Source organism: Rodentibacter haemolyticus (genome assembly GCF_015356115.1).
Classification (GTDB): domain Bacteria; phylum Pseudomonadota; class Gammaproteobacteria; order Enterobacterales; family Pasteurellaceae; genus Rodentibacter; species Rodentibacter haemolyticus.
Genome location: NZ_CP063056.1, coordinates 1,374,215 through 1,398,075, shown reverse-complemented (window position 1 = coordinate 1,398,075; position 23,861 = coordinate 1,374,215). Strand labels below are relative to the sequence as shown.

Annotated in this window: 13 protein-coding genes; 7 read left to right on the top strand and 6 right to left on the bottom strand. The window is 39.4% G+C overall.

Features of this window, described 5'->3' with window-relative positions; all coding sequences use genetic code 11:
* Positions 1-255: 255 nt before the first annotated feature.
* Together IHV77_RS06680 and nudE are read right to left on the bottom strand one after the other, a co-directional pair.
* A complete protein-coding gene (locus tag IHV77_RS06680; protein ID WP_194811228.1) occupies positions 256-2,244 on the bottom strand; it encodes an OPT family oligopeptide transporter in 1,989 nt (662 codons plus the stop codon).
* Between the two features lie 136 nt (positions 2,245-2,380).
* Positions 2,381-2,950 carry an ADP compounds hydrolase NudE gene (gene nudE, locus IHV77_RS06675; RefSeq protein ID WP_194811227.1) on the bottom strand — a complete coding sequence of 190 codons (570 nt, stop codon included), beginning with the start codon at positions 2,948-2,950 and terminating at the stop codon, positions 2,381-2,383.
* Between the two features lie 147 nt (positions 2,951-3,097).
* Between nudE and hslR the strand changes: the two genes are divergently transcribed.
* On the top strand, positions 3,098-3,484 hold the full coding sequence (hslR, locus tag IHV77_RS06670) for a ribosome-associated heat shock protein Hsp15 (protein WP_194811226.1): 387 nt from the start codon (positions 3,098-3,100) through the stop codon (positions 3,482-3,484).
* 238 nt (positions 3,485-3,722) lie between these two features.
* Here the strand turns inward: hslR and lysA are convergent, their stop codons facing one another.
* Together lysA and lptM are read right to left on the bottom strand one after the other, a co-directional pair.
* Entirely contained in the window at positions 3,723-4,970 is a 1,248-nt protein-coding gene (gene lysA, locus IHV77_RS06665) for a diaminopimelate decarboxylase (RefSeq protein WP_194811225.1), read from the bottom strand.
* A 27-nt stretch (positions 4,971-4,997) separates the two neighbouring features.
* The gene (gene lptM / locus IHV77_RS06660) at positions 4,998-5,114 is read right to left on the bottom strand and encodes an LPS translocon maturation chaperone LptM (protein ID WP_194811224.1); all 117 of its coding nucleotides are present in this window, start codon (positions 5,112-5,114) and stop codon (positions 4,998-5,000) included.
* 145 nt (positions 5,115-5,259) lie between these two features.
* Here lptM and cyaY point away from each other — a divergent pair, with 145 nt between their 5' ends.
* The 6 genes from cyaY to IHV77_RS06630 all read left to right on the top strand — a co-directional run bounded on the left by cyaY (position 5,260) and on the right by IHV77_RS06630 (position 10,442).
* Positions 5,260-5,565, top strand: a complete 306-nt coding sequence (gene cyaY / locus IHV77_RS06655) for an iron donor protein CyaY (protein WP_194811223.1) — start codon at positions 5,260-5,262, stop codon at positions 5,563-5,565.
* 1 nt (position 5,566) lies between these two features.
* Positions 5,567-7,420, top strand: coding sequence for a DNA helicase RecQ (gene recQ / locus IHV77_RS06650; RefSeq protein WP_194811222.1), 1,854 nt, complete (start codon positions 5,567-5,569; stop codon positions 7,418-7,420).
* A gap of 603 nt (positions 7,421-8,023) precedes the next feature.
* Positions 8,024-8,233 carry a hypothetical protein gene (locus IHV77_RS06645; RefSeq protein WP_194811221.1) on the top strand — a complete coding sequence of 70 codons (210 nt, stop codon included), beginning with the start codon at positions 8,024-8,026 and terminating at the stop codon, positions 8,231-8,233.
* A 183-nt stretch (positions 8,234-8,416) separates the two neighbouring features.
* A complete protein-coding gene (locus IHV77_RS06640) occupies positions 8,417-8,590 on the top strand; it encodes a hypothetical protein (protein WP_194811220.1) in 174 nt (57 codons plus the stop codon).
* Between the two features lie 723 nt (positions 8,591-9,313).
* Positions 9,314-9,724 (top strand): hypothetical protein, encoded by a 411-nt coding sequence (locus IHV77_RS06635; protein WP_194811219.1) that lies wholly within the window; start codon positions 9,314-9,316, stop codon positions 9,722-9,724.
* A 418-nt stretch (positions 9,725-10,142) separates the two neighbouring features.
* Positions 10,143-10,442 carry an HlyD family secretion protein gene (locus IHV77_RS06630; protein ID WP_194811218.1) on the top strand — a complete coding sequence of 100 codons (300 nt, stop codon included), beginning with the start codon at positions 10,143-10,145 and terminating at the stop codon, positions 10,440-10,442.
* Positions 10,443-10,784: 342 nt separating this feature from the next.
* On the opposite strand, the gene IHV77_RS06625 is transcribed toward IHV77_RS06630, so the two are convergent.
* Together IHV77_RS06625 and IHV77_RS06620 are read right to left on the bottom strand one after the other, a co-directional pair.
* Positions 10,785-20,201 carry an ESPR-type extended signal peptide-containing protein gene (locus tag IHV77_RS06625; RefSeq protein WP_194811217.1) on the bottom strand — a complete coding sequence of 3,139 codons (9,417 nt, stop codon included), beginning with the start codon at positions 20,199-20,201 and terminating at the stop codon, positions 10,785-10,787.
* A gap of 624 nt (positions 20,202-20,825) precedes the next feature.
* Positions 20,826-23,846, bottom strand: a complete 3,021-nt coding sequence (locus IHV77_RS06620) for a glycoside hydrolase family 2 TIM barrel-domain containing protein (protein WP_194811216.1) — start codon at positions 23,844-23,846, stop codon at positions 20,826-20,828.
* Positions 23,847-23,861: the final 15 nt, after the last annotated feature.

The window sequence follows — 23,861 nt, the reverse complement described above, 5'->3', positions numbered from 1 at the left end:
AATTGTCTTTTTTTAAACTAAAGGAATATGATATGGATAAACCTTATAAATAAATTTAAGTATGATGAAAAAAACGTGATATAGACACCTTGAGTAAGGCTTACTTATAACGACTCTATTGGGAGCGATAGCAAAAAATCCACCTTCACTGAAGGTGGATTTTTTGCTGAGATTTAACCTAAACCCAGGCTAAATATAAGTAGTAAGAAATGTAATACTGAAAGTTTAAAGTTTAGGATTGCATAACATCACTGATTAATCAGATTTTTTCGCGCGTAATACACGAAATGCAAAAATTACGATACCGATGATAAACACGCTCAGACCTAATACTTCGCCGATGGTATCCCAGTTCTCAAGATTAAGTGCAAGCGGAGCTTCAGAACCGCCGGAAGTTACCGAAGCGGCAATAATGAAAGCCAAAATTACTCCCATTAAACTTTCACCCACAATTAATCCTGCGGAAAATAACGTGCCGAAACGCTCCGCTTTAGCGGAAACGGCTTTATCGCCTTGTTTAGCAATATGTCGATTGATAAACCACGCTAAGAATGCACCTATAACCAACGGCATATTAATAGCGGGTGGTAAATAAATACCGATCCCCACAGCCAATATCGGTAATGCAAAAACATTACGGCTTACTTTTTTCAAGAAGGCATCAATCACGATCAATCCGGCCCCTAGCCCTACGCCGGTTAAAATATAGGTCCATTCCAATTGATTGGTGAAGATACCTTGTGAAATAGTTGTCATAATAGTGGCTTGAGGAGCTGAAAGCACTTGGCTCGGATCCATATCCGGACGAGGTAACGCACCACTAAAACCGTAAGCGTGATATAAAATTTCCAATACCGGTGCAATCACAAGCGCACCTACAAAGCAGCCGATAATCAAGGCGACTTGTTGACGCCATGGGGTTGCTTCAACCAGCAAGCCGGTTTTCAAATCTTGTAAGTTATCGTTAGAAATGGTCGCCGTTGTGAGTACGATGGATGCGGTAAAGAGCGTAAGTGCGGTCAAAAATTTCTGTCCATCCACGCTTTCAAACAAACCGGAGGCATTACCAATAGAGAGCAATACAAGGGAAATGACGATCACAGAGATAATTCCGATCCCCGAAATCGGACTGGATGAAGAACCGACTAAACCTGCCATATAACCGGATGCCGCAGCAACAAAGAAACCGATAAATACGGCTAAGAATGTACAAACTACCACTAATAAAATAGAAAGTTCAGGTGAAATCGGTGCGCCGGCAATAAAGTGATGTAAAGAAATCACAATTAATACGACCGTTGCGATTAAAATATAAATCATCGTTTTCGGAGAAAGATCGATATCAATACGATGTTCGGATTCCGCACGTTCTCCTTTTAACATACGGAATGAATGCAACATTCCTTCCACCATTGGTTTCATTAACACCAACAGTGTCCAAATCGCAGCAATCCCAATCGTTCCGACACCGATAAAGCGCACTTTCGTTTTCCAGATATTCATGGCGAAATCAATCAAGCTCATATCTGCCGGTACATCGCTTGATACCATAAAAAACGGCACGGCAACACCCCAAGTCAACATTATACCGACTAATATTGCGATACCGCCTACAATACCGACAAGGTACCCTGCGCCAAGCAATGCCAATGAGAACCCCATCGGCAATTGGAACGCCACTTTAGTTGTTTGAATCCATGCGCTTGCGCCGTCTGCGATAACCCGTAAACCATTTGTTAAAAATGCCACTAAACCGGCTAACACGCCGCCATAAGCAATATCTTTAACGCCGCTATCGCCTTCTTCATGATTGCCGGCTTTTAGAATTTCAGCCGCCGCAACACCTTCAGGATAAGGCAAATCGCTATTTACCACCATCGCACGGCGCAGTGGAATGGTAAACAGCACCCCCAACGTACCGCCGGAGGCACAAATCAGCATTGTTTGCCAGAATGGGAAATCATTCCAATAACCCATCATTAATAAACCGGGCAAAACGAAAATAACGGAAGAAAGCGTCCCTGCTGCAGAAGCTTGGGTTTGTACCATATTATTTTCCAAAATGCCGGAATCTTTAAAAAATTTCAGCACAGCCATAGAAATGACGGCGGCAGGAATGGAGGAAGCAAAAGTCATACCGACTTTTAAACCTAAATAGACGTTAGAGGCGGTAAAAATCACCGTAATTAACGCCCCGAGAATAATCCCACGAAACGTGAGTTCTTTTAAATTTGAATGAGGCATAATTTTTTCCTAGGTTAAATAAAGGTACTCACCTTGGCAAAAAATAATGAAAAATTCAAGAATTGTTTAAGGTTTTTTTGATTTAGTTAAAGTATTTTAGAAAATATTCAATAAATCACTGGTTTACTGAAAATCATTAACTAACAGATACTCGATTGTTTAAATAATCCCTTAACGCATAAAGTGCGGTCAAATTTCGAGCTTCATTAAAATGAGGATCGGCAAGCAACTCATCTAATCTTGTTAATGGGAAACGTACTATTTCCAAGGGCTCAGGCTCATCACCTTCAAGTTTACAAGGGTAAAAATCTTCAGCAATAACAATATGCATAATACTACGCATATAACTTGGGTTAGTGATTACTGTGCGTAAAAAATGGATCTTTTTTGAACCCAAACCGATTTCTTCTTTCAATTCACGATTTGCCGCTTCTTCCGGTGTTTCCCCTTCATCTATTCCACCTTTTGGAAAACCGAGTTCATACCGCTCCGTACCCACCGCATATTCTCTCACCATCAACAAATCTTCACCGTCGATCGGGATCATTATTACGCCTTGACGAATGCTCGGTTTAAAGCGTTCATAAATACGCTGTTCACCATTGGAAAATGTTAACTCCACCGATTGAATTTCAAATAAGCGTGATTTTGCCACCGTATGCTGAGATAAAATTCTGGGTAAGGCTTTTTGAACATTGGATGACATAGGCTTTCCTTATTTTGTGATATTATGGGCGTAAACTTTACCACAAATTATAGTGAATTAAGTTGAAAAACGTCCAGCGCATTGCCTTCAGTTTGCGATTTTGCATCCGTTTTAATTTAATTCACTTTACGTAAAGGGCTATCTTGAATGGAAGAAAAAGAAGTTAGACTTGATAAATGGCTTTGGGCAGCCCGTTTTTATAAAACGCGCAGTATCGCCAAAGCGATGATTGAAGGCGGAAAAGTACATTACAACGGACAACGTGCCAAAGTGAGTAAACTTGTTGAAGTGGGTGCAACCCTAAAATTACGCCAAGGCAACGAAGAAAAAGAAGTAGAAATATTGGCACTAAGCGATCAACGTCGCGGTGCACCCGAAGCCCAAAAACTTTATCGTGAAACGGAACAAAGCGTAAAAAAACGTGAGGAAACCGCGTGGGCAAGAAAAAATAATGCGCTTTCAATGCCTCACCCTGATCGCCGCCCAAATAAAAAAGAACGGCGGGATTTATTGAAGTTTAAACATCAAGAATAACGGAAAGTGCGGTTGAAATTTTAGTTATTTTTTCATTATTGTGTAGTTGTTACACAAATATTGTTAAATAACGATTTTGTAGGGTGGGCAAATTTTTTGCCCACCGTTTCAATCTGACATTTTCTGGTGGGCAACAAGTTGTGTCCCCTGCTTTTCACGTTGTGTAACCGCTTCATAATAACAAAAAATCTCTCTGTTTTTTGACCGCACTTTTCTGTGATTAATTTTACGAATTGGTTTAAATAACGGACTCCAACGCCCAAAGCTCTTGTAAACTTTCACGGCGGCGAATTAAATGTGCTTTATCCCCGTCCACCAAAACTTCCGCCGTACGGGGGCGGGAATTATAATTAGAAGACATACTTGCACCATAAGCACCGGCAGAACATTGTGCAATATAGTCCCCTTCGGCAATCGCTAATTCACGTTGTTTACCTAAGAAATCCGAGGTTTCACATACGGGACCGACTACATCGTAAACGGCTTTTTCGCGCGCTAAAGTGCGGTCAATTTCCACGATATTCATATAGGCTTCGTATAATGCCGGACGAATCATATCGTTCATTCCCGTGTCGGTGATGGCAAAATTACGGCTTTCGTTGCTTTTTAGATATTGCACTTTTGCCACTAAAATCCCTGCGTTAGCGGAAATCGCCCGTCCCGGCTCAAGAATAATTTCAAGATCCTTATAATCTTTCAATTTTTCTAACAACGCCTTTGCATATTCGCTTGGGTGTGGCGGATTTTCACCCGTATAAGTTACCCCTAAGCCACCGCCTAAGTCTAAATGCATTAATACAATGCCGTCTTGTTTGAGCTGTTCCATCAATAGGATTAAGCGATCCGTAGCATCTAAGAAAGGTTGTAATTCGGTGAGTTGTGAACCGATATGACAATCCATACCGGTGATTTTCACATTCGGTAAATCGGCTGCCAGTTTATACACATCACGGGCTTCATCTACACTTACGCCGAATTTATTTTCTTTCAACCCTGTGGAAATATAAGGGTGAGTGTGTGCATCAACATCAGGATTGACACGTAGCGAGATCGGGGCGATTTTCCCCATTTCGGCGGCAATTCGGTTAATATGTTTGAGCTCGGAAACCGATTCCACATTAAAACAACGAATCCCCACTTCCAAAGCGCGCATAATTTCTTCACGGGATTTCGCCACACCGGAAAACACCACTTTTGAGGCATCTCCGCCTGCAGCAAGCACTCGTTCTAATTCCCCTTGCGACACAATATCAAAACCCGATCCCAATTTCGCCATCACGCTCAATACTCCGATATTGGAACAAGATTTCACCGCAAAACAAATCAAGTGCGGATGATTTCCTAATGCCGAATCAAAGGCGTGCCAGTGACGTTCTAATGTCGCACGGGAATAAATATAAAGCGGCGTGCCGAATTGTTCCGCAAGTTGCTGCACCGGCAGTTGCTCGGCATAGAGTTTGTCATCTTGATATTGGAAAAAATTCATTGCTCGTCCTTATGAGGGAATATCTGATTATTGATTTTTCTGTGCCTGTTCTTTTTCAGGGAAATATAACGGCCCTTTTACACCGCAACCTGTCGCTAAGACACAAATTGCACTTAACAATAAAACGGATAGTAATTTTTTCATTTTGAGTTCTCCATTTAAGTAGAGTGTATTCTCTATAAAAATTTGCGTAAATTTATAATTCAATCACCCTACGGGATTGTTGGAAAAAGCCACCGAAAGGCTTTATAATCCGCCGCATTCTATCAGATTTACAAGGAAAAACTTTATGAATGTTGCAGAATTTCACCAAAATATTGAACAAGTTTGGCAAAAAATCGAAGAAGAATTAGAAGAACAAGACGCTGATGCGGATTGTGAAATCCAAGGCTCGGTATTCACCATCACTTTCGGCAACCGCACACAAATCGTGATTAATAAGCAAGAACCCTTACTTGAGCTTTGGCTTGCCGGCAAGTTAGGAGGGTTTCATTTTTCTTTTCAAAATGGCGAATGGATTTCTAATGACGGAAAACGTTTTTGGGATCGCTTAACCGAAACCTGTGCAGCTCACGGCGAAAACATTCGATTCTAAAATGTTTGCATCTTCCCCCTCACCAAAAACACCTGAAAAATCGACCGCACTTTCCGTGTTAAATTCGGTGTTCGGCTATCAATCTTTCCGCAAAGGGCAGGAAGAAGTGATAAATGCCGCACTGAACGGGAAAGATACGCTGGTGGTAATGGCGACAGGGAATGGAAAATCGCTTTGCTATCAAATTCCCGCGCTCTGTTTTGACGGGTTAACGCTGGTAATTTCTCCCTTAATCTCTTTAATGAAAGACCAAGTGGATCAACTTCAAGCCAATGGTATTGAGGCAGATTTTCTCAACTCCAGTCAGACGGCGGAACAGCAGCAACAGGTACAAAATAAACTTATTTCAGGACAGCTCAAGCTACTTTATGTCTCACCGGAAAAAGTGATGACAAACAGCTTTTTTCAACTGATTTCTTATCGCCAAGTGAGTTTTATCGCCATTGATGAGGCCCACTGTATCTCTCAATGGGGGCACGATTTTCGCCCGGAATATACCCAACTGGGCGGTTTAAAAGCCAGCTTTCCGAATGCCCCGATTATGGCACTAACCGCCACGGCGGATTATGCCACGCGGCAAGATATTCTCACGCATCTCAAACTCAAAAATCCGCATAAATATATCGGCAGTTTTGATCGCCCGAATATTCGTTACACCTTAGAAGAAAAATTCAAACCAATGGAGCAACTCACCCGTTTTGTATCGGCTCAAAAGGGCAAAAGCGGCATTGTGTATTGCAACAGCCGTAGCAAGGTGGAACGAATCGCTGAAAGTTTACGCAATAAAGGCATTTCTGCTGCCGCTTATCACGCCGGAATGGAAACCGCCCAACGTGAACGGGTACAACAAGATTTTCAGCGTGATAACGTGCAAATTGTGGTGGCAACCATTGCCTTTGGAATGGGCATCAATAAATCGAATGTACGCTTTGTGGTGCATTTCGACTTGCCACGCAGCATTGAATCTTACTATCAAGAAACCGGTAGAGCAGGACGTGATGATCTCCCGGCAGAAGCCGTATTATTTTATGAACCGGCGGATTATGCCTGGCTACAAAAAATCCTGTTAGAAAAACCGGAAAGCGCACAACGCCAAATTGAGCAACATAAATTAGAGGCAATCGGTGAGTTTGCCGAAAGCCAAACCTGCCGCCGTTTGGTACTACTTAATTATTTCGGTGAATACCGTCAAACACCTTGTAATAACTGCGATATTTGCCTCGATCCGCCAAAAACCTATGATGGCTTAGTGGATGCGCAAAAAGTGATGTCCACGATTTATCGTGTCGGGCAATGTTTCGGTACGCAATATGTCATCAGCGTACTACGGGGAATGCACAATCAAAAAATTATTGAACGCCAACATGACAAACTCAGCGTGTATGGTATTGGCAAAGATAAAAGCAAAGAGCATTGGCAATCTGTGATTCGTCAACTCATTCACCTTGGTTTTGTACAACAAGTGATTGGTGATTTCAACACCACACTCCAACTCACTGCAAGTGCAAAACCCATATTAAAAGGCGAAACCACCTTGGAACTTGCACAGCCACGCATTTCTGCAATCCGCCAAATCGCCCGCAACCCACAACGCGTAACATTGGCAAATTACGACAAAGATTTATTCGCGCGCCTACGTTTCTTACGCAAACAAATCGCCGACAAAGAAAACATTCCGCCTTATATCGTATTTAATGACGCCACACTGCAAGAAATGGCACAATATATGCCCACCTCCAACATTGAAATGCTACAAATTAACGGCGTGGGTTCGATCAAACTTGAACGCTTCGCCCAACCTTTTATGGCGTTAATTAAAGAGCATAAAGCGATTTTGGCAAAAGCACAAAGCTAAAATATTCACCTTTCCAATATCAACATAAAACTAATTCTTTATTTAAAAATACAAAGTGCGGTTAAATTCAATCGGATTTTCAGAAATACAAATAGCGGTAACTGACTTAGAACAATAATACTTTGTACCTTCATTTAGCTGAATAGACAGTCAATTTTGTAACGCACCTCAAACTTTTAACAAAAAATATACAAATCCAATTGACAACCGCACTCACATAAAACGATAATGATTCTCATCATAAGGGTTATATTTATTGCTAACCTAAAACCTTAAGGAGGTTTATATAAAAGAATTAGCACTAAAAGACTTAGTCTATGTTTCCGGCGGTAGTTGGTGTGAAGAATGCGATGATCCTGATCCTAGCAAACAAAATAAATCTGATTATAAATATGAGAACCCTGTCAATTTTGGTCCTTTTGGTGGTCCAGGAACAACAGTGGGAGGAATAGTTGGAAATAAATTCGGATGGGCAGCTTCTGTTGCTGGAAGTGTTGCCGGATACGTTTTCTACGATTCGATTGACTACAATAAAGTAGGAAATAATTATGTAGGATATGTTACGTCCGAGTTAAAAAACGGTAACATCCCGGCGGACTAATTATGAAAATATCAATTTGGCTTTTAAATACATTTAGCTGTCTTATTGCCCTGAAGCTTTTATCTTTTATAAGGGATACAGTAACTTTCACTGTTCATCCATTAATAGATGTTATTTTTTCTTTAGTTATTATTGGTTTATCAGTGAAGTTTATACCTATATTTATTTTATTTTGTTTTTCAATGCTAAAAGCTATGCGTGAAAAAAGATAAATATAACAGGGGATGATTTAATTGTTAGAGAGGGTATTAAATCTACACCTAAGGTTCTAATTTATGAAGTGTAGATTTTTTATGACAAATATCACAAAAGTGAAAATAAATTGTTTCATATTTATTTTTTACCAGTATAGTAAAATCGTTATAAATTGATATTTATAGTAAGAAGGATAGTTGATGAAAATTAAATATATAATGCGAGCAATTGAAATAGTAGCATTATTTTTAGCTATTATCTTGTTAAACAAATATGGTCCATTAATTGCTTTTTTGGGGTGCTTACCATTAGGTATTTTATGGAGTCTAATAAGAAAATACGGAGAAAAAATGAAAGAGTTAAGTCATCATTAAATTCAAAATATAAGCGGTGGTTTTTTTCGGTGGTATCATCAAAACTATTGATTAGGTTGGAAGAGGCATGGTGGTAAGCGACATTTACAATCATATAAAGAATATTGATCCTAAAATGGGAAGACATATTTTTCCATAGTTATTTTTAATATTAATGTTCAGAAAAGAAGCCCTAGATCATCAAAGGTGGAAAAGCACAGCTTTACTGCTGTCATCAATATCGGCTCGGGTTATGTTTTTCTTCTCTTTTTTGATAACAGCTTCTTTTATTCTTTATATAACCTTTGGGAGCTACACTCGATGGGAAACAATTTTGGATGAAGAACCTGCTACCAGCTTAAATTATACGAATACTATATTTCAACTGAGACTCACGAAAAATCACTGGTTGTGTCATCAATAGGCTCAAAATCATTATCTAGAATTGTCTTTAAAATACTTTTTGAAACCGAAAACTAGAATGTAACAGTAAAGAAATACTGTATTTTATTTGTAAAAATTATATTTTTGTGACGTAGATCACTTTTTTAATTTAATAACTATGTTAGAACCTTCGTGTCCATGCAATTAGTCAATAGTAAATTTAGTTATTTAATAATAAAGGATTTAACTCTGGGAAAGCTTTATCTATTATAATCAATAAATTTCCTAAATCTATTCTTAACGAAATAAATTTATCTTATGTAAAATAAAAAGGAGGATAAAATTAGTAATAGTAAAAGAATGTTAAAAATTACCATTGGCGTTGTAGCATTTATCATTGCCTTTATGTTGAAGGATTTTGCAAGACCTTTCAGTATGTTTGCTATATTCAGCATTATGGTATTTTTATGGCATTGTATAAATATAGAGGATAAAATTACGAAAGAATTAACATCTCAAGAAATTAATGTCGTTTCAGGTTCCTTTGGTCCTGCTGGTGCTGGAATAGGAGCTTTTATTGGTGGAGCCGATTATCTTGGAAATTCTGTAATATCAGGGAACTTCACTTGGTCTGGATTTGCTACCAGTGTTGCTGTTGGAGCTACATCCGAGGTTGTTGGCGGACCAATAGGCTCCGCTGCTGCAAAATATTTAGTGCCACGAATTGGTTTTTTAGGTGGTGCAACAGTTGGAATCGCTGATAAGAAATAGTTTTATTATAGTGAAAAATTGGAAACTTTTTATTGCTCTATTTATTTTTATAAACACCTTGTTTATGCTACAAGGTGTTTCTCCCATTTTATTTAGTTTATCCATCTTTTCTCTCTTTATTACCAAGATCCTTTTTAATAGATATGGTAAAAATAGAACAGTTTTTAAGATTTTTTTAATATTTTATTAGTTATTACCTTTATATTAGGAATATACTATTCCTCGCTTTTATAGAAATAAAAAAATGTTTAGAAAAGAGGTCCTAGATCATCAAAAGTGGAAAAGCACTGCTGTACTATTGTCATCAATACCGGCATGGGTTGTATTTTTCTTCTCTTTTTTGATAACGGCTTCTTTTATTATTTATATTACCTTTGGGAGCTACACCCGCCGAGAAACTATTTTAGGTGAGGTGGTGATGCAACCCCATCCAATTATCCTATCAGCATCAAAATCCGGTTATATTTCCGAACGTTATGTGACAATTAATCAACCGATAAAAAAAGGCGACCCGCTTTTTAAAATTACCCTTGACCGTATTACCGATAGCGGTAATGTTGGGATTAATTCCATCAATGCGATTAAAGATCAAATTGAAAAGTTAGATAATATTATTCAACCGGTAAAAGACAACCAACAGGAAACATTGGGAAATTTAACCAAACAAATTGACAAGAACCGTAAAATTTATACGGATACTAAATCTCTTTATGGATGAAGCGACTAGCCATTTAGATGAAGACAATGAGAAAAAGATCAATCAAGCTATCGCTCAATTAGCGATAACCAGGGTGACTGTCGCTCACAGAAAATCAACTATCGAGAGTGCCGATAGATCTGTGAATTTATAAACCAAGCATTCAACAATTAACCTCCTTACAAAAAGTGCGGTCAAAATTCGCCGTATTTTTTGGGATTCTATCAAGTCGATATTGCCACGTAGCCCAAGTGGATTAGACCTAAGGAAGAAGATAAAAAAATCCGATTGGTTTAAACCAACCGGATTTTCATTAAGGAGATGTGCGGAAAACATCAAAACATCAACCGCACTTCACAAGGGTTAGAACTTCCAACCAATGGCTGCTCCGCCGGCATAATCACCGGAATTATTAGCACTGCCTCCGACATTAATGATCATTCTACCACTATCACTTACACGGGAATAACCAACGGCAATTGCCGAAGCTCCGCGATAAGTACCTCCCCCTACACTCATTATGCTTTCGCCGGCGCGGTTGGATTGTGGTAACAGACTCATTGCTACAGCAGAAGCGATACCACTACGTAAGCGACGGTCTACTTTATTGATGCGCTTATGTACTTCTCCCATATTCAACGAGAATTGTTTATTTAAGTAGCCTAAGTTTACCGCATCGTTAGCCGCAATTGGATCAGCAACATTCGTTAGACGAGCCGGTTTGTTCGAACCGCTATTTAATCTCAGAACTTCAGTCCGTTTTTGAACATCTTTGTTGGTTTTAGGATCAACATAAATTAACGGACCTGACATCTGTAATTGATCCAAGGCATTGCTGAGCGTTTTCTTATTTGTTTCTCCATAGATATTGAAGTTACCCTCAATATCGGAATTACCTAAATCAATTTTCGCTCCATCAGCTAAGCTAAGCGATTTATTAATTGTCACGTCTTCTAATACTGTGGAACCGCGTACTGTCAGATTTTGTCCAACCGTAACACTACCGCTGACCACACTATTACCTTCCACAGTAGAATCACCTTTAACCGTACTATTTCCGCCAACGGTGAGATCTTTCTTGATGTCGGCATTATTTGTCACGCTTAAGTCTTTGGTCGTAGTCGTTCCCTCAACGGTTGCATTACCTTTAGTTAACGTATCTCTCTCAAAAGTTGCGTTGCCTTTAGTTGTTAACTCACCATTGATTGCTGCATTATTGGTCACATTCAACTCTTTCGTAGTCGTTGTGCCATTTACAGTGACATCTTTCTCGAAAGTTGCATTGCCTTTGGTTAAGCTATCACCCTCAATCGTTGAATTACCCTTAACCGTGCTATTTCCGCCAACGGTGAGATCTTTCACAATATTGGCATTATTCGTCACGTTTAAGTCTTTGGTTGTGGTCGTTCCCTCAATGGTTGCATTACCTTTGGTTAACGTATCTTTCTCAAAGGTTGCATTGCCTTTAGTCGTTAACTCACCATTGATTGTTGCATTGTTGGTCACATTCAACTCTTTCGTAGTTGTTGTGCCATTTACAGTGACATCTTTCTCGAAAGTTGCATTGCCTTTGGTTAGCATGTCTTTCTCAAAAGTTGCGTTGCCTTTAGTCGTTAACTCACCATTGATTGTTGCATTGTTGGTCACATTCAACTCTTTCGTAGTTGTTGTGCCATTTACAGTGACATCTTTCTCGAAAGTTGCATTGCCTTTGGTTAACGTATCTCTCTCAAAGGTTGCATTGCCTTTAGTTGTTAATTCACCATTGATTGTGGCATTGTTGGTCACATTCAACTCTTTCGTAGTCGTTGTGCCATTTACAGTGGCATCTTTCTCGAAAGTTGCATTGCCTTTGGTTAGCATGTCTTTCTCAAAAGTTGCGTTGCCTTTAGTCGTTAACTCACCATTGATTGTTGCATTGTTGGTCACATTCAACTCTTTCGTAGTTGTTGTGCCATTTACAGTGACATCTTTCTCGAAAGTTGCATTGCCTTTGGTTAGCATGTCTTTCTCAAAGGTTGCGTTGCCTTTAGTCGTTAACTCACCATTGATTGTGGCATTGTTGGTCACATTCAACTCTTTCGTAGTTGTTGTGCCATTTACAGTGACATCTTTCTCGAAAGTTGCATTGCCTTTGGTTAACGTATCTCTCTCAAAGGTTGCATTGCCTTTAGTTGTTAATTCACCATTGATTGTGGCATTGTTGGTCACATTCAACTCTTTCGTAGTCGTTGTGCCATTTACAGTGACATCTTTCTCGAAAGTCGCATTGCCTTTAGTCGTTAACTCACCATTGATTGTTGCATTGTTGGTCACATTCAACTCTTTCGTAGTTGTTGTGCCATTTACACCTAAATCGCCACCAATACTTACATTACCTGTTGCGGTTAAATTATTAAATACTGGGTTTTTCGACATCAAAATCTCAATAGCACCGGTTGTTATATTGGAAATCGTACGAATATTGCTACTATCTGCTTCCTTCGAATCAGCAAGGCTACCTTTAATCGTTAGGGTCTCACCTAATTTACGATTAACGATGACACCATCATTACCCGTAAAATTCATCCCTTTATCTGTCATATTGTTAAAGTTTTGAATTGTGGTATAAAGTTGACCGCCCGTTACAGCATCAGAGCTGCCACTCGTGATATTTCCTTCACCAATGTTGCTAATAACATTACCGCCCATATTGACTTTTGTACCGTTGGCTATGGTAAAGCTGGTATTAGTACCTCCAAGAGTTGTGTTACCTTGAACCGTGAGATCCTTACCAATCGTTGTACTACCTGTTACATTGAGATTTTGAGTTGTCGTTGTACCGTTAACCGTAACATTTTTCTCAAAAGTCGCATTACCTTTGGTTAGCGTGTCTTTCTCAAAGGTTGCGTTGCCTTTAGTCGTTAACTCACCATTGATTGTTGCATTGTTGGTCACATTCAACTCTTTCGTAGTCGTTGTGCCATTTACAGTGACATCTTTCTCGAAAGTTGCATTGCCTTTGGTTAGCGTGTCTTTCTCAAAGGTTGCGTTGCCTTTAGTCGTTAACTCACCATTGATTGTTGCATTGTTGGTCACATTCAACTCTTTCGTAGTTGTTGTGCCATTTACAGTGACATCTTTCTCGAAAGTTGCATTGCCTTTGGTTAGCGTGTCTTTCTCAAAGGTTGCGTTGCCTTTAGTCGTTAACTCACCATTGATTGTTGCATTGTTGGTCACATTCAACTCTTTCGTAGTCGTTGTGCCATTTACAGTGACATCTTTCTCGAAAGTTGCATTGCCTTTGGTTAGCATGTCTTTCTCAAAGGTTGCGTTGCCTTTAGTCGTTAACTCACCATTGATTGTGGCATTGTTGGTCACATTCAACTCTTTCGTAGTTGTTGTGCCATTTACAGTGACATCTTTCTCGAAAGTTGCATTGCCTTTGGTTAGCGTGTCTTTCTCAAAGGTTGCGTTGCCTTTAGTCGTTAACTCACCATTGATTGTTGCATTGTTGGTCACATTCAACTCTTTCGTAGTTGTTGTGCCATTTACAGTGACATCTTTCTCGAAAGTTGCATTGCCTTTGGTTAGCGTGTCTTTCTCAAAGGTTGCGTTGCCTTTAGTCGTTAACTCACCATTGATTGTTGCATTGTTGGTCACATTCAACTCTTTCGTAGTTGTTGTGCCATTTACAGTGACATCTTTCTCGAAAGTTGCATTACCTTTGGTTAGCATGTCTTTCTCAAAGGTTGCGTTGCCTTTCGTTAAACTATCTCCTGCAACAGTTAGGTTTCCACCGATATTTATATTTCCTGTTGTGTTCAAAGTCTCAAACTCTGGGTTTTCAGCAACTTGAATTTCCACCTTACCGTCAGTCACAACGGTTTTCACATTTTTCGAGCTATAAGTTCCCGCTGTTGTTGCGTTGCCGGTAATATTTAAGGTTTCACCTAATTTACGGCTAGTATTACCTTCGTTACCAACAAAACTTAACGGGTTATTTGTTAAATTGCTTAAATTCTTTGATACCGCATCTAACTGACCTTTATTAACTGCATCAGTTGCATTTGTTCCGTTTGCCACACCGCCAACAACATTATTCCCCATATTGATAGTTGTACCATTCACAACAGAGAAATTTTTACCCGCTCCACCGATAGTTGCATTACCGGATAATGTTGTTTCACCTCTGGAAACGAGAGTTGTATTAAATGTGCCATTATTTGCCACAATATCTTCGGCATTGAGCTTAGTAATATTGGCGTTAGTTGAATTCAGGTTGCTGATGGTACCGTTGGTTGAATTCAAGTTGGTAATTGTACCGTTGGTCGAATTCAAGTTGGTAATTGTACCGTTAGTTGAATTCAGGTTGGTAATCGTACCATTGGTTGAATTCAAGTTGGTAATCGTGCCGTTGGTCGAATTCAAGTTAGTAATCGTACCGTTGGTTGAATTCAGGTTGGTGATGGTACCGTTAGTTGAATTCAAGTTGGTAATCGTACCGTTTGTTGAACTGATATTCGTTGCATTGGTTGTTGCATTCGTAATCAAGCCTTTAACATCAGCCAAAGTTGTTGCATCTGTATCATTTTGAGCCTTGCCAATATTGCTTAAAACAACACCATTGCCGTCAAATTTACTCCCCGTTTCTAATTTGACTGTTTTACCTGTACCACCTAAGGTTACATCACCTTTCGCAATAAAATCGTTAGTCGTTAATGTTCCCGTAACCTGTGCGTTTTTCGCCGTTAGGTTATTAGTTACATTAGCGTCTTTTGCAGTCAAGGTTTCTGTAACGTTCGCGTTTTTCGCCGTTAAGTTATTGGTTACATTCGCATCTTTTGCAGTCAAGGTTTCTGTAACGTTCGCGTTTTTCGCCGTTAGGTTATTGGTTACATTCGCATCTTTTGCAGTCAAGGTTTCTGTAACGTTCGCGTTTTTCGCCGTTAGGTTATTGGTTACATTGGCATCTTTTGCAGTCAAGGTTTCTGTAACGTTTGCATTTTTCGTTGTTAGGTTATTAGTTACATTGGCATCTTTTGCAGTTAACTGCTCACCAACTGAAACATTACCTGTCGCAGTAATGTTTGCAAACTCTGGGTTTTCAGCAACTTGAATTTCCACCTTACCGTCAGTCACAACGGTTTTCACATTTTTCGAACTATAATCACCTTTTGTACTTGCTGTACCTGTAATATTTAAGGTTTCACCTAATTTACGACTTGTATTACCGTCATTTCCGGTAAAGTTTAGTGGGTTATTAGAAAGTGCGGTCAGATTTTCCGCTACTTTATCTAACTGACCTTTATTAACTGCGTCAGTTGAGTTCGTACCATTCGCTACGCCTGAAATAACGTTGTTACCCATATTGACAGTAGTACCGCTCGTAACATTAAAGTGTTTACCCGCACCGCCAATAGTTGTATTACCAGATAGCGTGGTCTCACCTTTGGAAACAAGGGTTGTATTAAATGTACCATTATTTGCCACGATATCTTCGGCATTGAGCTTAGTAATATTGGCATTAGTTGAATTCAAGTTGGTGATGGTACCGTTGGTCGAATTCAAGTTGGTAATCGTACCGTTGGTTGAATTCAGGTTAGTGATCGTACCGTTGGTCGAATTCAGGTTTGTAATCGTACCGTTGGTCGAATTCAAGTTGGTAATCGTACCGTTGGTCGAATTCAAGTTAGTAATCGTACCGTTGGTTGAATTCAGGTTGGTGATGGTACCGTTGGTTGAATTCAAGTTGGTAATCGTACCGTTTGTTGAACTGATATTCGTTGCATTGGTTGTTGCATTCGTAATCAAGCCTTTAACATCAGCTAAGGTTGTTGCATCGGTATCCGCAGTTGCATTACCAATGTTAGTTAAACGGTTGCCATTGGCATCAAAGGTTGTATTATCCGCTAATTTAATTTGTTTACCCGCTCCACCTAAAGTCACATTCCCTTTTGCGGTTAGATCATTCGTATTTAATGCTCCTGTAACTTCAGCATCTTTTGCGGTTAACTTTTCTGTAATGTTAGCATTTTTCGCCGTTAGATTATTGGTTACATTCGCATCTTTTGCAGTCAAGGTTTCTGCAACATTCGCGTTTTTCGCCGTTAGATTATTGGTTACATTGGCATCTTTTGCAGTCAAGGTTTCTGTAACGTTCGCGTTTTTCGCCGTTAGGTTATTGGTTACATTCGCATCTTTTGCGGTTAATGTTTCTGTAACGTTCGCATTTTTCGCCGTTAGATTATTGGTTATATTCGCATCTTTTGCGGTTAATGTTTCTGCAACGTTCGCGTTTTTCGCCGTTAGGTTATTGGTTACATTCGCATCTTTTGCAGTCAAGGTTTCTGTAACGTTCGCGTTTTTCGCCGTAATATTTTCAAACTCAGGATTTTCTGCAATTTGAATTTCTACTTTGCCATTGGTAACGACAGTCTTAATATTCTTCGAATTGTAATTACCGGCTGTTGTTCCTGCACCACTAATATTTAAGGTTTCACCTAATTTACTACTTGTGTTGCCGCTGTTTCCGCTAAAATTCAACGGTTTGTTAGCTAATTCATCTAGTTGTCCTTTATTTACCGCATCAGTCGCTTTGGTACCATTTGCCACACCGGAAATCACATTATCGCCCATATTCACAGCGGTACCATTCGTGATATTAAAGGTTTTTCCTGCCCCACCGATAGTCGTATTGCCCGATAAGGTGGTTTCTCCTTTAGATACGAGGGTTGTGTTGAAAGTGCCATTATTTGCTGTGATATCGCCTGCATTCAATTTACCAATTGTGGCATTGGTTGAATTCAGATTAGTGATTGTACCGTTCGTAGAATTCAAGTTAGTAATCGTGCCGTTGGTTGAATTCAAGTTGGTAATCATACCGTTGGTTGAATTTAAGTTGGTAATCGTACCGTTGGTTGAATTCAAGTTTGTAATCGTGCCGTTGGTTGAATTCAGGTTTGTAATCGTGCCGTTGGTTGAATTCAGGTTTGTAATCGTACCGTTGGTTGAATTCAGGTTGGTGATAGTACCGTTAGTTGAATTCAGGTTGGTGATCGTGCCGTTGGTTGAATTCAAGTTGGTAATCGTGCCGTTGGTTGAATTCAAGTTGGTAATCGTGCCGTTGGTTGAATTCAAGTTGGTAATCGTGCCGTTAGTTGAATTCAAGTTGGTGATCGTGCCGTTAGTTGAATTCAAGTTGGTGATCGTGCCGTTAGTTGAATTTAGGTTGGCTATCGTACCATTTGTAATGGTTGCATTTCCGGTTGTTAAATTAGAACTGTTTAAATTTGTAGCGTTGGTTGTTGCATTAGTAATTAAGCCTTTAACCTGGCTCAGCGTGGTCGCATCATTATCTGATGTCGCCGTTCCTACATTTGTTAAACGATTGCCTCCGGCATTAAATGTTGATCCGCTTGCTAAGGTTACATTTTTCAGGGTTGTATTACCGCTCGCATTCAGGTCTTTTAAAGTTGTACTACCATTAACGTTTAAATTACCACCGATATTGGCATTGCCGGTCGTATTAATTGTAGTAAATTCAGGATTGTCTGAAATTTTAATTTCAATCTTACCGCCAGTCGCTTCGGTTTTCACATTTTTATTTGAATAACTGCCGGTGCCATTACCGCCTGCAATTTGCAATGTTTCGCCCATTTTACGGGTAATTTTCCCACTGTCACCACTAAAGCTCAGCGATTGATTCGCACTAAGTGCGGTCAAATTTGATGCCAAACTTGTCATGCTGGAATTTAAACTGGTTCCCAATGCGTCTAATTGCCCTTTATTTACCGCATCCGTTGTGGATTCTCCGGCTTTTATACCACTGATTTTATTATTGTTAGCATTAATTGTTGAACCGCTTGCTAAGCTAATTGTTTTTCCGTTACCGCCTAAATTTACATTCCCTGCGGCGGTAAAATTCTCTGCATTTACATTTTTCAGGTTAGATTGACCGTTCACGGTTAAAGCACCACTAACAGTCGCGCTGCCGGCTTGCACGTTACCTGTTGCGGTGACAGAGGTAAAATTTGGGCTGTCAACGGTTTTGATCGTAATCGTTTTATCATTACGAGTGACATCAATATTTTTACCTTTTTGTATGTCAATATAGCCGTTCCGCTTAATCTGTACGCCGCTATCCCCATTCGCTTTAAGGATAAAACCGGAATTATTGAGTGCATTGTTAATAGCATCCGAAACCGTTTTAGCCGTAGCCAAACCGCTTGTGCCCGATACGCTGGTTACACCGCTATTATTTGTCGTAATATTTTGAGTAACGACATCAAATTTCACATCGGCTTTATTATCTCCATCCGTAACAACCGCCGTTGTATAAGTACCATTTTGGAAATTCACTTTGCCGTTATTGTTAATTCGGGAAGTCTCCGTACCGTTTTTTTGAATATTGAAGCCACCGTTTTTCGCAACATAGTAAAGCTGACTGCCATTAATCGCATCGGTCGAATCGGCACTCACTCGTCCCGGAGCGACATTAATAATTTGACGACCGGCAGTGGAATTACCAACTGAAACCACACCTAAATCATGATTACCTGTAAAATTAAAATATTCGGCAGTACCATTATCTTTAGAATTAAAAGAAATTTGTTTTGCATCATTTTGAGTGCGGGCAGACTCTGTTTTGGAGTGACTGCCTAATGCCACTGAGTCAGCATTGCTTGCAATTGCGCCATATCCTAAGGCTAAAGAACGAGGACCTGTTGATGTTGACGCACTACCAAATGCAGAGCTACCATCACCACTAACCGAAGTATTCATCCCCACCGCAGTAGCATTATTTGCAGAGGCACGGCTAAATGCGCCTATCGCAGTTGAATCCTCTCCAGTTGCTTGGGTGTTTAAACCAAGCGCAACAGCATCACGTCCAGAAGCTGAGGCCAGTGAACCTCCAGCAAAGGAAGATTCTCCGCTAGCGGAGGCAGACGAACCAATCGCCGTTGCTGTATCAGCTGTAGCTTGTGCATTACGACCAAGAGCGGCGGAACTTGCTTTGGTTACTATACTTAATGAGCCAATTGCAATACCACCTTCTCCAGATACATTGGCTTCCCGACCAATTGCAACACCAGTTTGTCCGCTCACTCTAACTTTTGTACCAATGCCGATACCGTCTACAGCACTTACTTGAGCATTTTTATTAGCGTTATAAACGTCATTTTTTCCTGCTCCGTCAGTATTTGCCCCAATAACGATTGCACGTTCTCCACCGCCATAAGCATGCTTACCAATAGCAATCGCCCCCGCTTTATGAGTAGAGGCTGCAGTACCTAGAGTAATGGAATAGTCCCCTCCAGCATAGGATTGTCGCATGATTGCCAAAGAATTCCGTCCAGTAGATCTTGCTGTAGTACCGACAGCAACGGAACCCACACCACCGGAATTCGCGGCAGCACCAATAGCAACTGACGTACCTGCACCACTGGTTTTACCTCCATATAACGTAGTACCGTTCCCAGTTGGTTGATTGCCATCACCTTGAACTTCTCCGGAAATCTTTGTTGTGTGATGGGCTCCTCCCGATCCCATATTGCCGGGAGTATAATAATTTTCAGCATCTAAAGTTGCTCTCTTATATACTGCAGCGAATGAATCTATTGTTAAAAAAGAAGCAACTAGACCAACAGTAACCGGCTTTGATAGCCATAATAAACTTTTCGATAACTCATTCAGCGTTTTTGATTTTGAAGAAGATTTAACATGCCCTTTAGCAAGCTCAGATACAACAACCCAAGTTTGAGTGGCATGATTGAAAATGACTTTAAAAACTTTATTCATACAAAAGCTCCTTAGTTTTAGTTAAGTATCAAAAATTAAGCTATTGGTACTTCAAAAAACAACTAGACGATTTTTTATCCAATAAAAGGCAATCTTGAATGATAATTCATCAATAGAAATAACTCAAATATAAAAATTCGATTTCTATTTTCAAAAAATAGAAATAAACGCTTTGAACGAAATCAATCAATCAATCAATTTATTTATTTATTTATTTATTTATTTATTTATTTATTTATTTATTTATTTATTTGATTTTACTAAAGATTTTATATATTTTCTATAGTTTGATTTAAATTTTAGATAAATATATTTTAATTTAACACTTATTCAGAATCAAAAAATAATTAATATACTTCTTCAAAAATAAAATAGCCTTATCAAAACTGGTCTGACAAGTTAATAAGATCTTAATATATATTAAAATTAACGGCATTTTTCGTATTTATGTCCTAACCATTGCAACTAGAGAACCCTCGCTAAAGCCCATTCCTTACTTAAAATTAATATAAAAACATCATTTCTTAGATCGAAATAAGATAAAGAATCGTTGCCAAGACGAGAATTCCCCCATATAAAAGTGCGGTCAAATTCCACCGCACTTTTACTGGCAGGTCAGTTTAGTTAAAACTGCACATAAAAACGAAAATTAAATTCCGACGCCTTCAAACGATATTGCTCTTTCAATATCGGTCCGCAAGAATTAGAACCTATACCGCTCATTTTATAATCCACGCAAAGAATCGTTGAAGCGCATTCCTGTAAATCATAACAATGAGTTTTCTGCGTCATTTCCTCTTGAGTATAAGGTGAAAGATTAAAACTAAAGGGCGCATCAGCGGAGATCGTTAAATCTTCTAATGAAACAAAGTGCGTACCGTAATGACTTCCGTTTTCTTGGGGTTTTACATACGGCATTTTATAATTCGATACATCTACAAAGTAATTGCCAAGCCGGGCGAGATGATGTTTATCAATATAACTTTCTTGTTCACCATAGCCGAAATATTGTGCGTGATTGCAATCTTTACGCAAGAAAAACCGTAAACCGAAGCGTGGTAGATAAGGCAAATCGGCGGAACGTTTGGCATTGACTTGAATGGTCAATTTTCCTTCTTTTGAAAGCAAATAGCGTACGGAAAGCAGCAAAATCCGCGTTTTTGCCACTGCGACAATGCCGATTTCAGCATCAATTTGCACTTGCTCTTCCAAACGCTTCCAACTTACCTGATATGCCCGGCTGAATGCGTTATCATAACCTGCGTTTTGCCAAAATTCCCGAATCAGGCGATCGTTATCCGTTGGTGCACGCCATATATTGAAATCCAGCGGTTGTTGAATTATCGCTTGTCCGTTTTTCCTAACTTCACTGAAAATACCTTTGTTTTTATCAAAAACAAATTGAAATTGGTTATTAGTTAAGCATAAATGTGTTTCCGTTTCGTCTATTTCAAAGTCTGAAAGTGCGGTCAAATTTGATTGAGTTTTTTGTGGGTGAACTAAATCTTGTCCATAAATAATGAGTTGATCAAAGCCAAAGGAATGATCTTTGGGTAGCAGATCACTTGGTTTTTGATTGATATAATGCAAATCCAGCGTTAAAAATTTTCCTTGATAAGGGGGAATGGTAAGGGATAAAAATACGCTATTTTTAGGCGGACAAGAAATCTCAAATTCCCCTTCTTCAAAGGTTTTACCCTCTGCGATGAATGCGTATCGAATAGAGAGATTGTCTTTAAGATCCGTGAAATCCCAATAATTTTTTATTTTTACCTGATCAGCCGTAAATTCCGCCCGCACCGGGCGATTCACATTTTTTAATTCCAGTAAATTACTGTGTGGTATGCGATCTTGCGACACCAAACCATCCATACAGAAGTTTCCATCATTTGGTGTATCACCGAAATCCCCGCCATAACCCACTCGACCAGATCCATCAGGTAAATAAGGGGCATGATCGCACCATTCCCATACGAATCCACCGCAGGATTTTTCATTGCGTTCAAAGGCTTGCCAATAATCTTCCGCATCACCATTGGAATTACCCATTGCGTGAGAATATTCACACAATACGTAAGGTTTCATTGCAGTGCTTTGGTTGTAGTTATCCAAGGACTGTGTCGGCGCATACATTTCGCTATAAAAATCAAGATTGCTCAGATTATTTTGATGATCTTGGTGTTGATAAATCGCACTTTCATAGTGCACTAAACGGCTTGTATCACGTTGTTTAATCCAAGCGGCGGCGGCTTCAAAATTTTCTCCATAACCGCTTTCATTACCCAGTGACCAAATTACGATGGAAGTTCGATTTTTATCGCGTTCTACATTAGCAAAAGTGCGGTCTAAAATCGCCGATTTATAATCGGGTGAGCGCGCAAAATAACAAAAGTTATCAATCGTTTGTCGGCGAATTTCTTCATCTTGATTGATACGTTTTTCATTTAAGAAAATGCTTTGTTCCGGCAAGGCGACATATTGCATTGCCGCACCGTGACTTTCAATATCACTTTCCGAGATAAGATAAAAGCCGTATAGATCGCACAACTCGCTAAACCAAGGCGCATTAGGATAATGTGCGGTGCGAATGGCATTGATATTGTGTTGTTTCATCAATTTAAGATCAATCAATGCTTGTTCGAGCGAAATCGCATAGCCGGTTTTAGGATCACTATCGTGCCGGTTTACCCCTTTAAACTTAATAGTCTGACCGTTAATTTTTAAGACGGCATTTTCCACATAAATTTTTCGGAAACCGATTTTTTGTTCGATAATTTCACTACCGATTTGCATTGTTAAGCGATAAAGCTGCGGATTTTCCGCATTCCATAAAATCGGATTCGGTAAATCAAGTGAAAAATCAACCGCACTTTGTCGGGCGATTTCCTCACCTTGAGGATGATAAAGGACAAATTCAACCGCCTGTTTTTCACCGATAAATTGGGTTTCAATATTTAATGTTCCTTGGCTGAAATCATCATTTAATTCTGCTTTGATGAAGAAATCCTGCAAATAATGACTATCACGTTCCAACAAATACACATCACGGAAAATTCCCGACATACGGAATTTATCTTGATCTTCCAAATAACTGCCGTCACACCATTTTAATACCACCACATCAAGCTGGTTTTTACCGGATAGGAGATTTTCGGTAATATCAAATTCATTCGTACTATGGCTGATTTGACCATAACCGACAAACTGTTGATTCACATAGACAAATAAGCAGCTATCCACCCCTTCGAAATTCAGTAAATAACGTTTACCTGATTTTGGCATGAAATCAAATTGATGCCGGTAATGTCCGCAGGGATTTTCTTTGGGTACAAAAGGGGGATCAAAAGGGAAAGGGTAATTGATATTGGTATAATGATGGCGATCAAAGCCATGATTTTGCCAATTAGACGGAACAGGAATTTGTGTTTGGAGCGGTATAGTTAAAAAGGTTTCAGGTAAACATTGCGCACTCGGGTAATAACTAAAATCCCAGTTTGAACCCGAAAGTGCGGTGAAAAATCGGGATGTTTCCCGTGCAAGTTGTATCGGTTCTTGATCAATTGCAAATGGTACGAAATAAGCGTGATGAGGTTGGCGATTGACCTGCAAAATCTCAGGGTTTTCAAAATATGGCGGTAAAATCATAGCTGTTACTCCTTC

What these genes read in the sequence shown, in the direction of transcription:
- IHV77_RS06625 (WP_194811217.1), bottom strand. Translation starts at nt 20,201, where the DNA reads ATGAATAAAGTTTTTAAAGTCATTTTCAATCATGCCACTCAAACTTGG.
- recQ (WP_194811222.1), top strand. Translation starts at nt 5,567, where the DNA reads ATGTTTGCATCTTCCCCCTCACCAAAAACACCTGAAAAATCGACCGCA.
- IHV77_RS06680 (WP_194811228.1), bottom strand. Translation starts at nt 2,244, where the DNA reads ATGCCTCATTCAAATTTAAAAGAACTCACGTTTCGTGGGATTATTCTC.
- IHV77_RS06635 (WP_194811219.1), top strand. Translation starts at nt 9,314, where the DNA reads ATGTTAAAAATTACCATTGGCGTTGTAGCATTTATCATTGCCTTTATG.
- IHV77_RS06640 (WP_194811220.1), top strand. Translation starts at nt 8,417, where the DNA reads ATGAAAATTAAATATATAATGCGAGCAATTGAAATAGTAGCATTATTT.
- hslR (WP_194811226.1), top strand. Translation starts at nt 3,098, where the DNA reads ATGGAAGAAAAAGAAGTTAGACTTGATAAATGGCTTTGGGCAGCCCGT.
- lysA (WP_194811225.1), bottom strand. Translation starts at nt 4,970, where the DNA reads ATGAATTTTTTCCAATATCAAGATGACAAACTCTATGCCGAGCAACTG.
- lptM (WP_194811224.1), bottom strand. Translation starts at nt 5,114, where the DNA reads ATGAAAAAATTACTATCCGTTTTATTGTTAAGTGCAATTTGTGTCTTA.
- IHV77_RS06620 (WP_194811216.1), bottom strand. Translation starts at nt 23,846, where the DNA reads ATGATTTTACCGCCATATTTTGAAAACCCTGAGATTTTGCAGGTCAAT.
- cyaY (WP_194811223.1), top strand. Translation starts at nt 5,260, where the DNA reads ATGAATGTTGCAGAATTTCACCAAAATATTGAACAAGTTTGGCAAAAA.
- IHV77_RS06645 (WP_194811221.1), top strand. Translation starts at nt 8,024, where the DNA reads ATGAAAATATCAATTTGGCTTTTAAATACATTTAGCTGTCTTATTGCC.
- IHV77_RS06630 (WP_194811218.1), top strand. Translation starts at nt 10,143, where the DNA reads ATGCAACCCCATCCAATTATCCTATCAGCATCAAAATCCGGTTATATT.
- nudE (WP_194811227.1), bottom strand. Translation starts at nt 2,950, where the DNA reads ATGTCATCCAATGTTCAAAAAGCCTTACCCAGAATTTTATCTCAGCAT.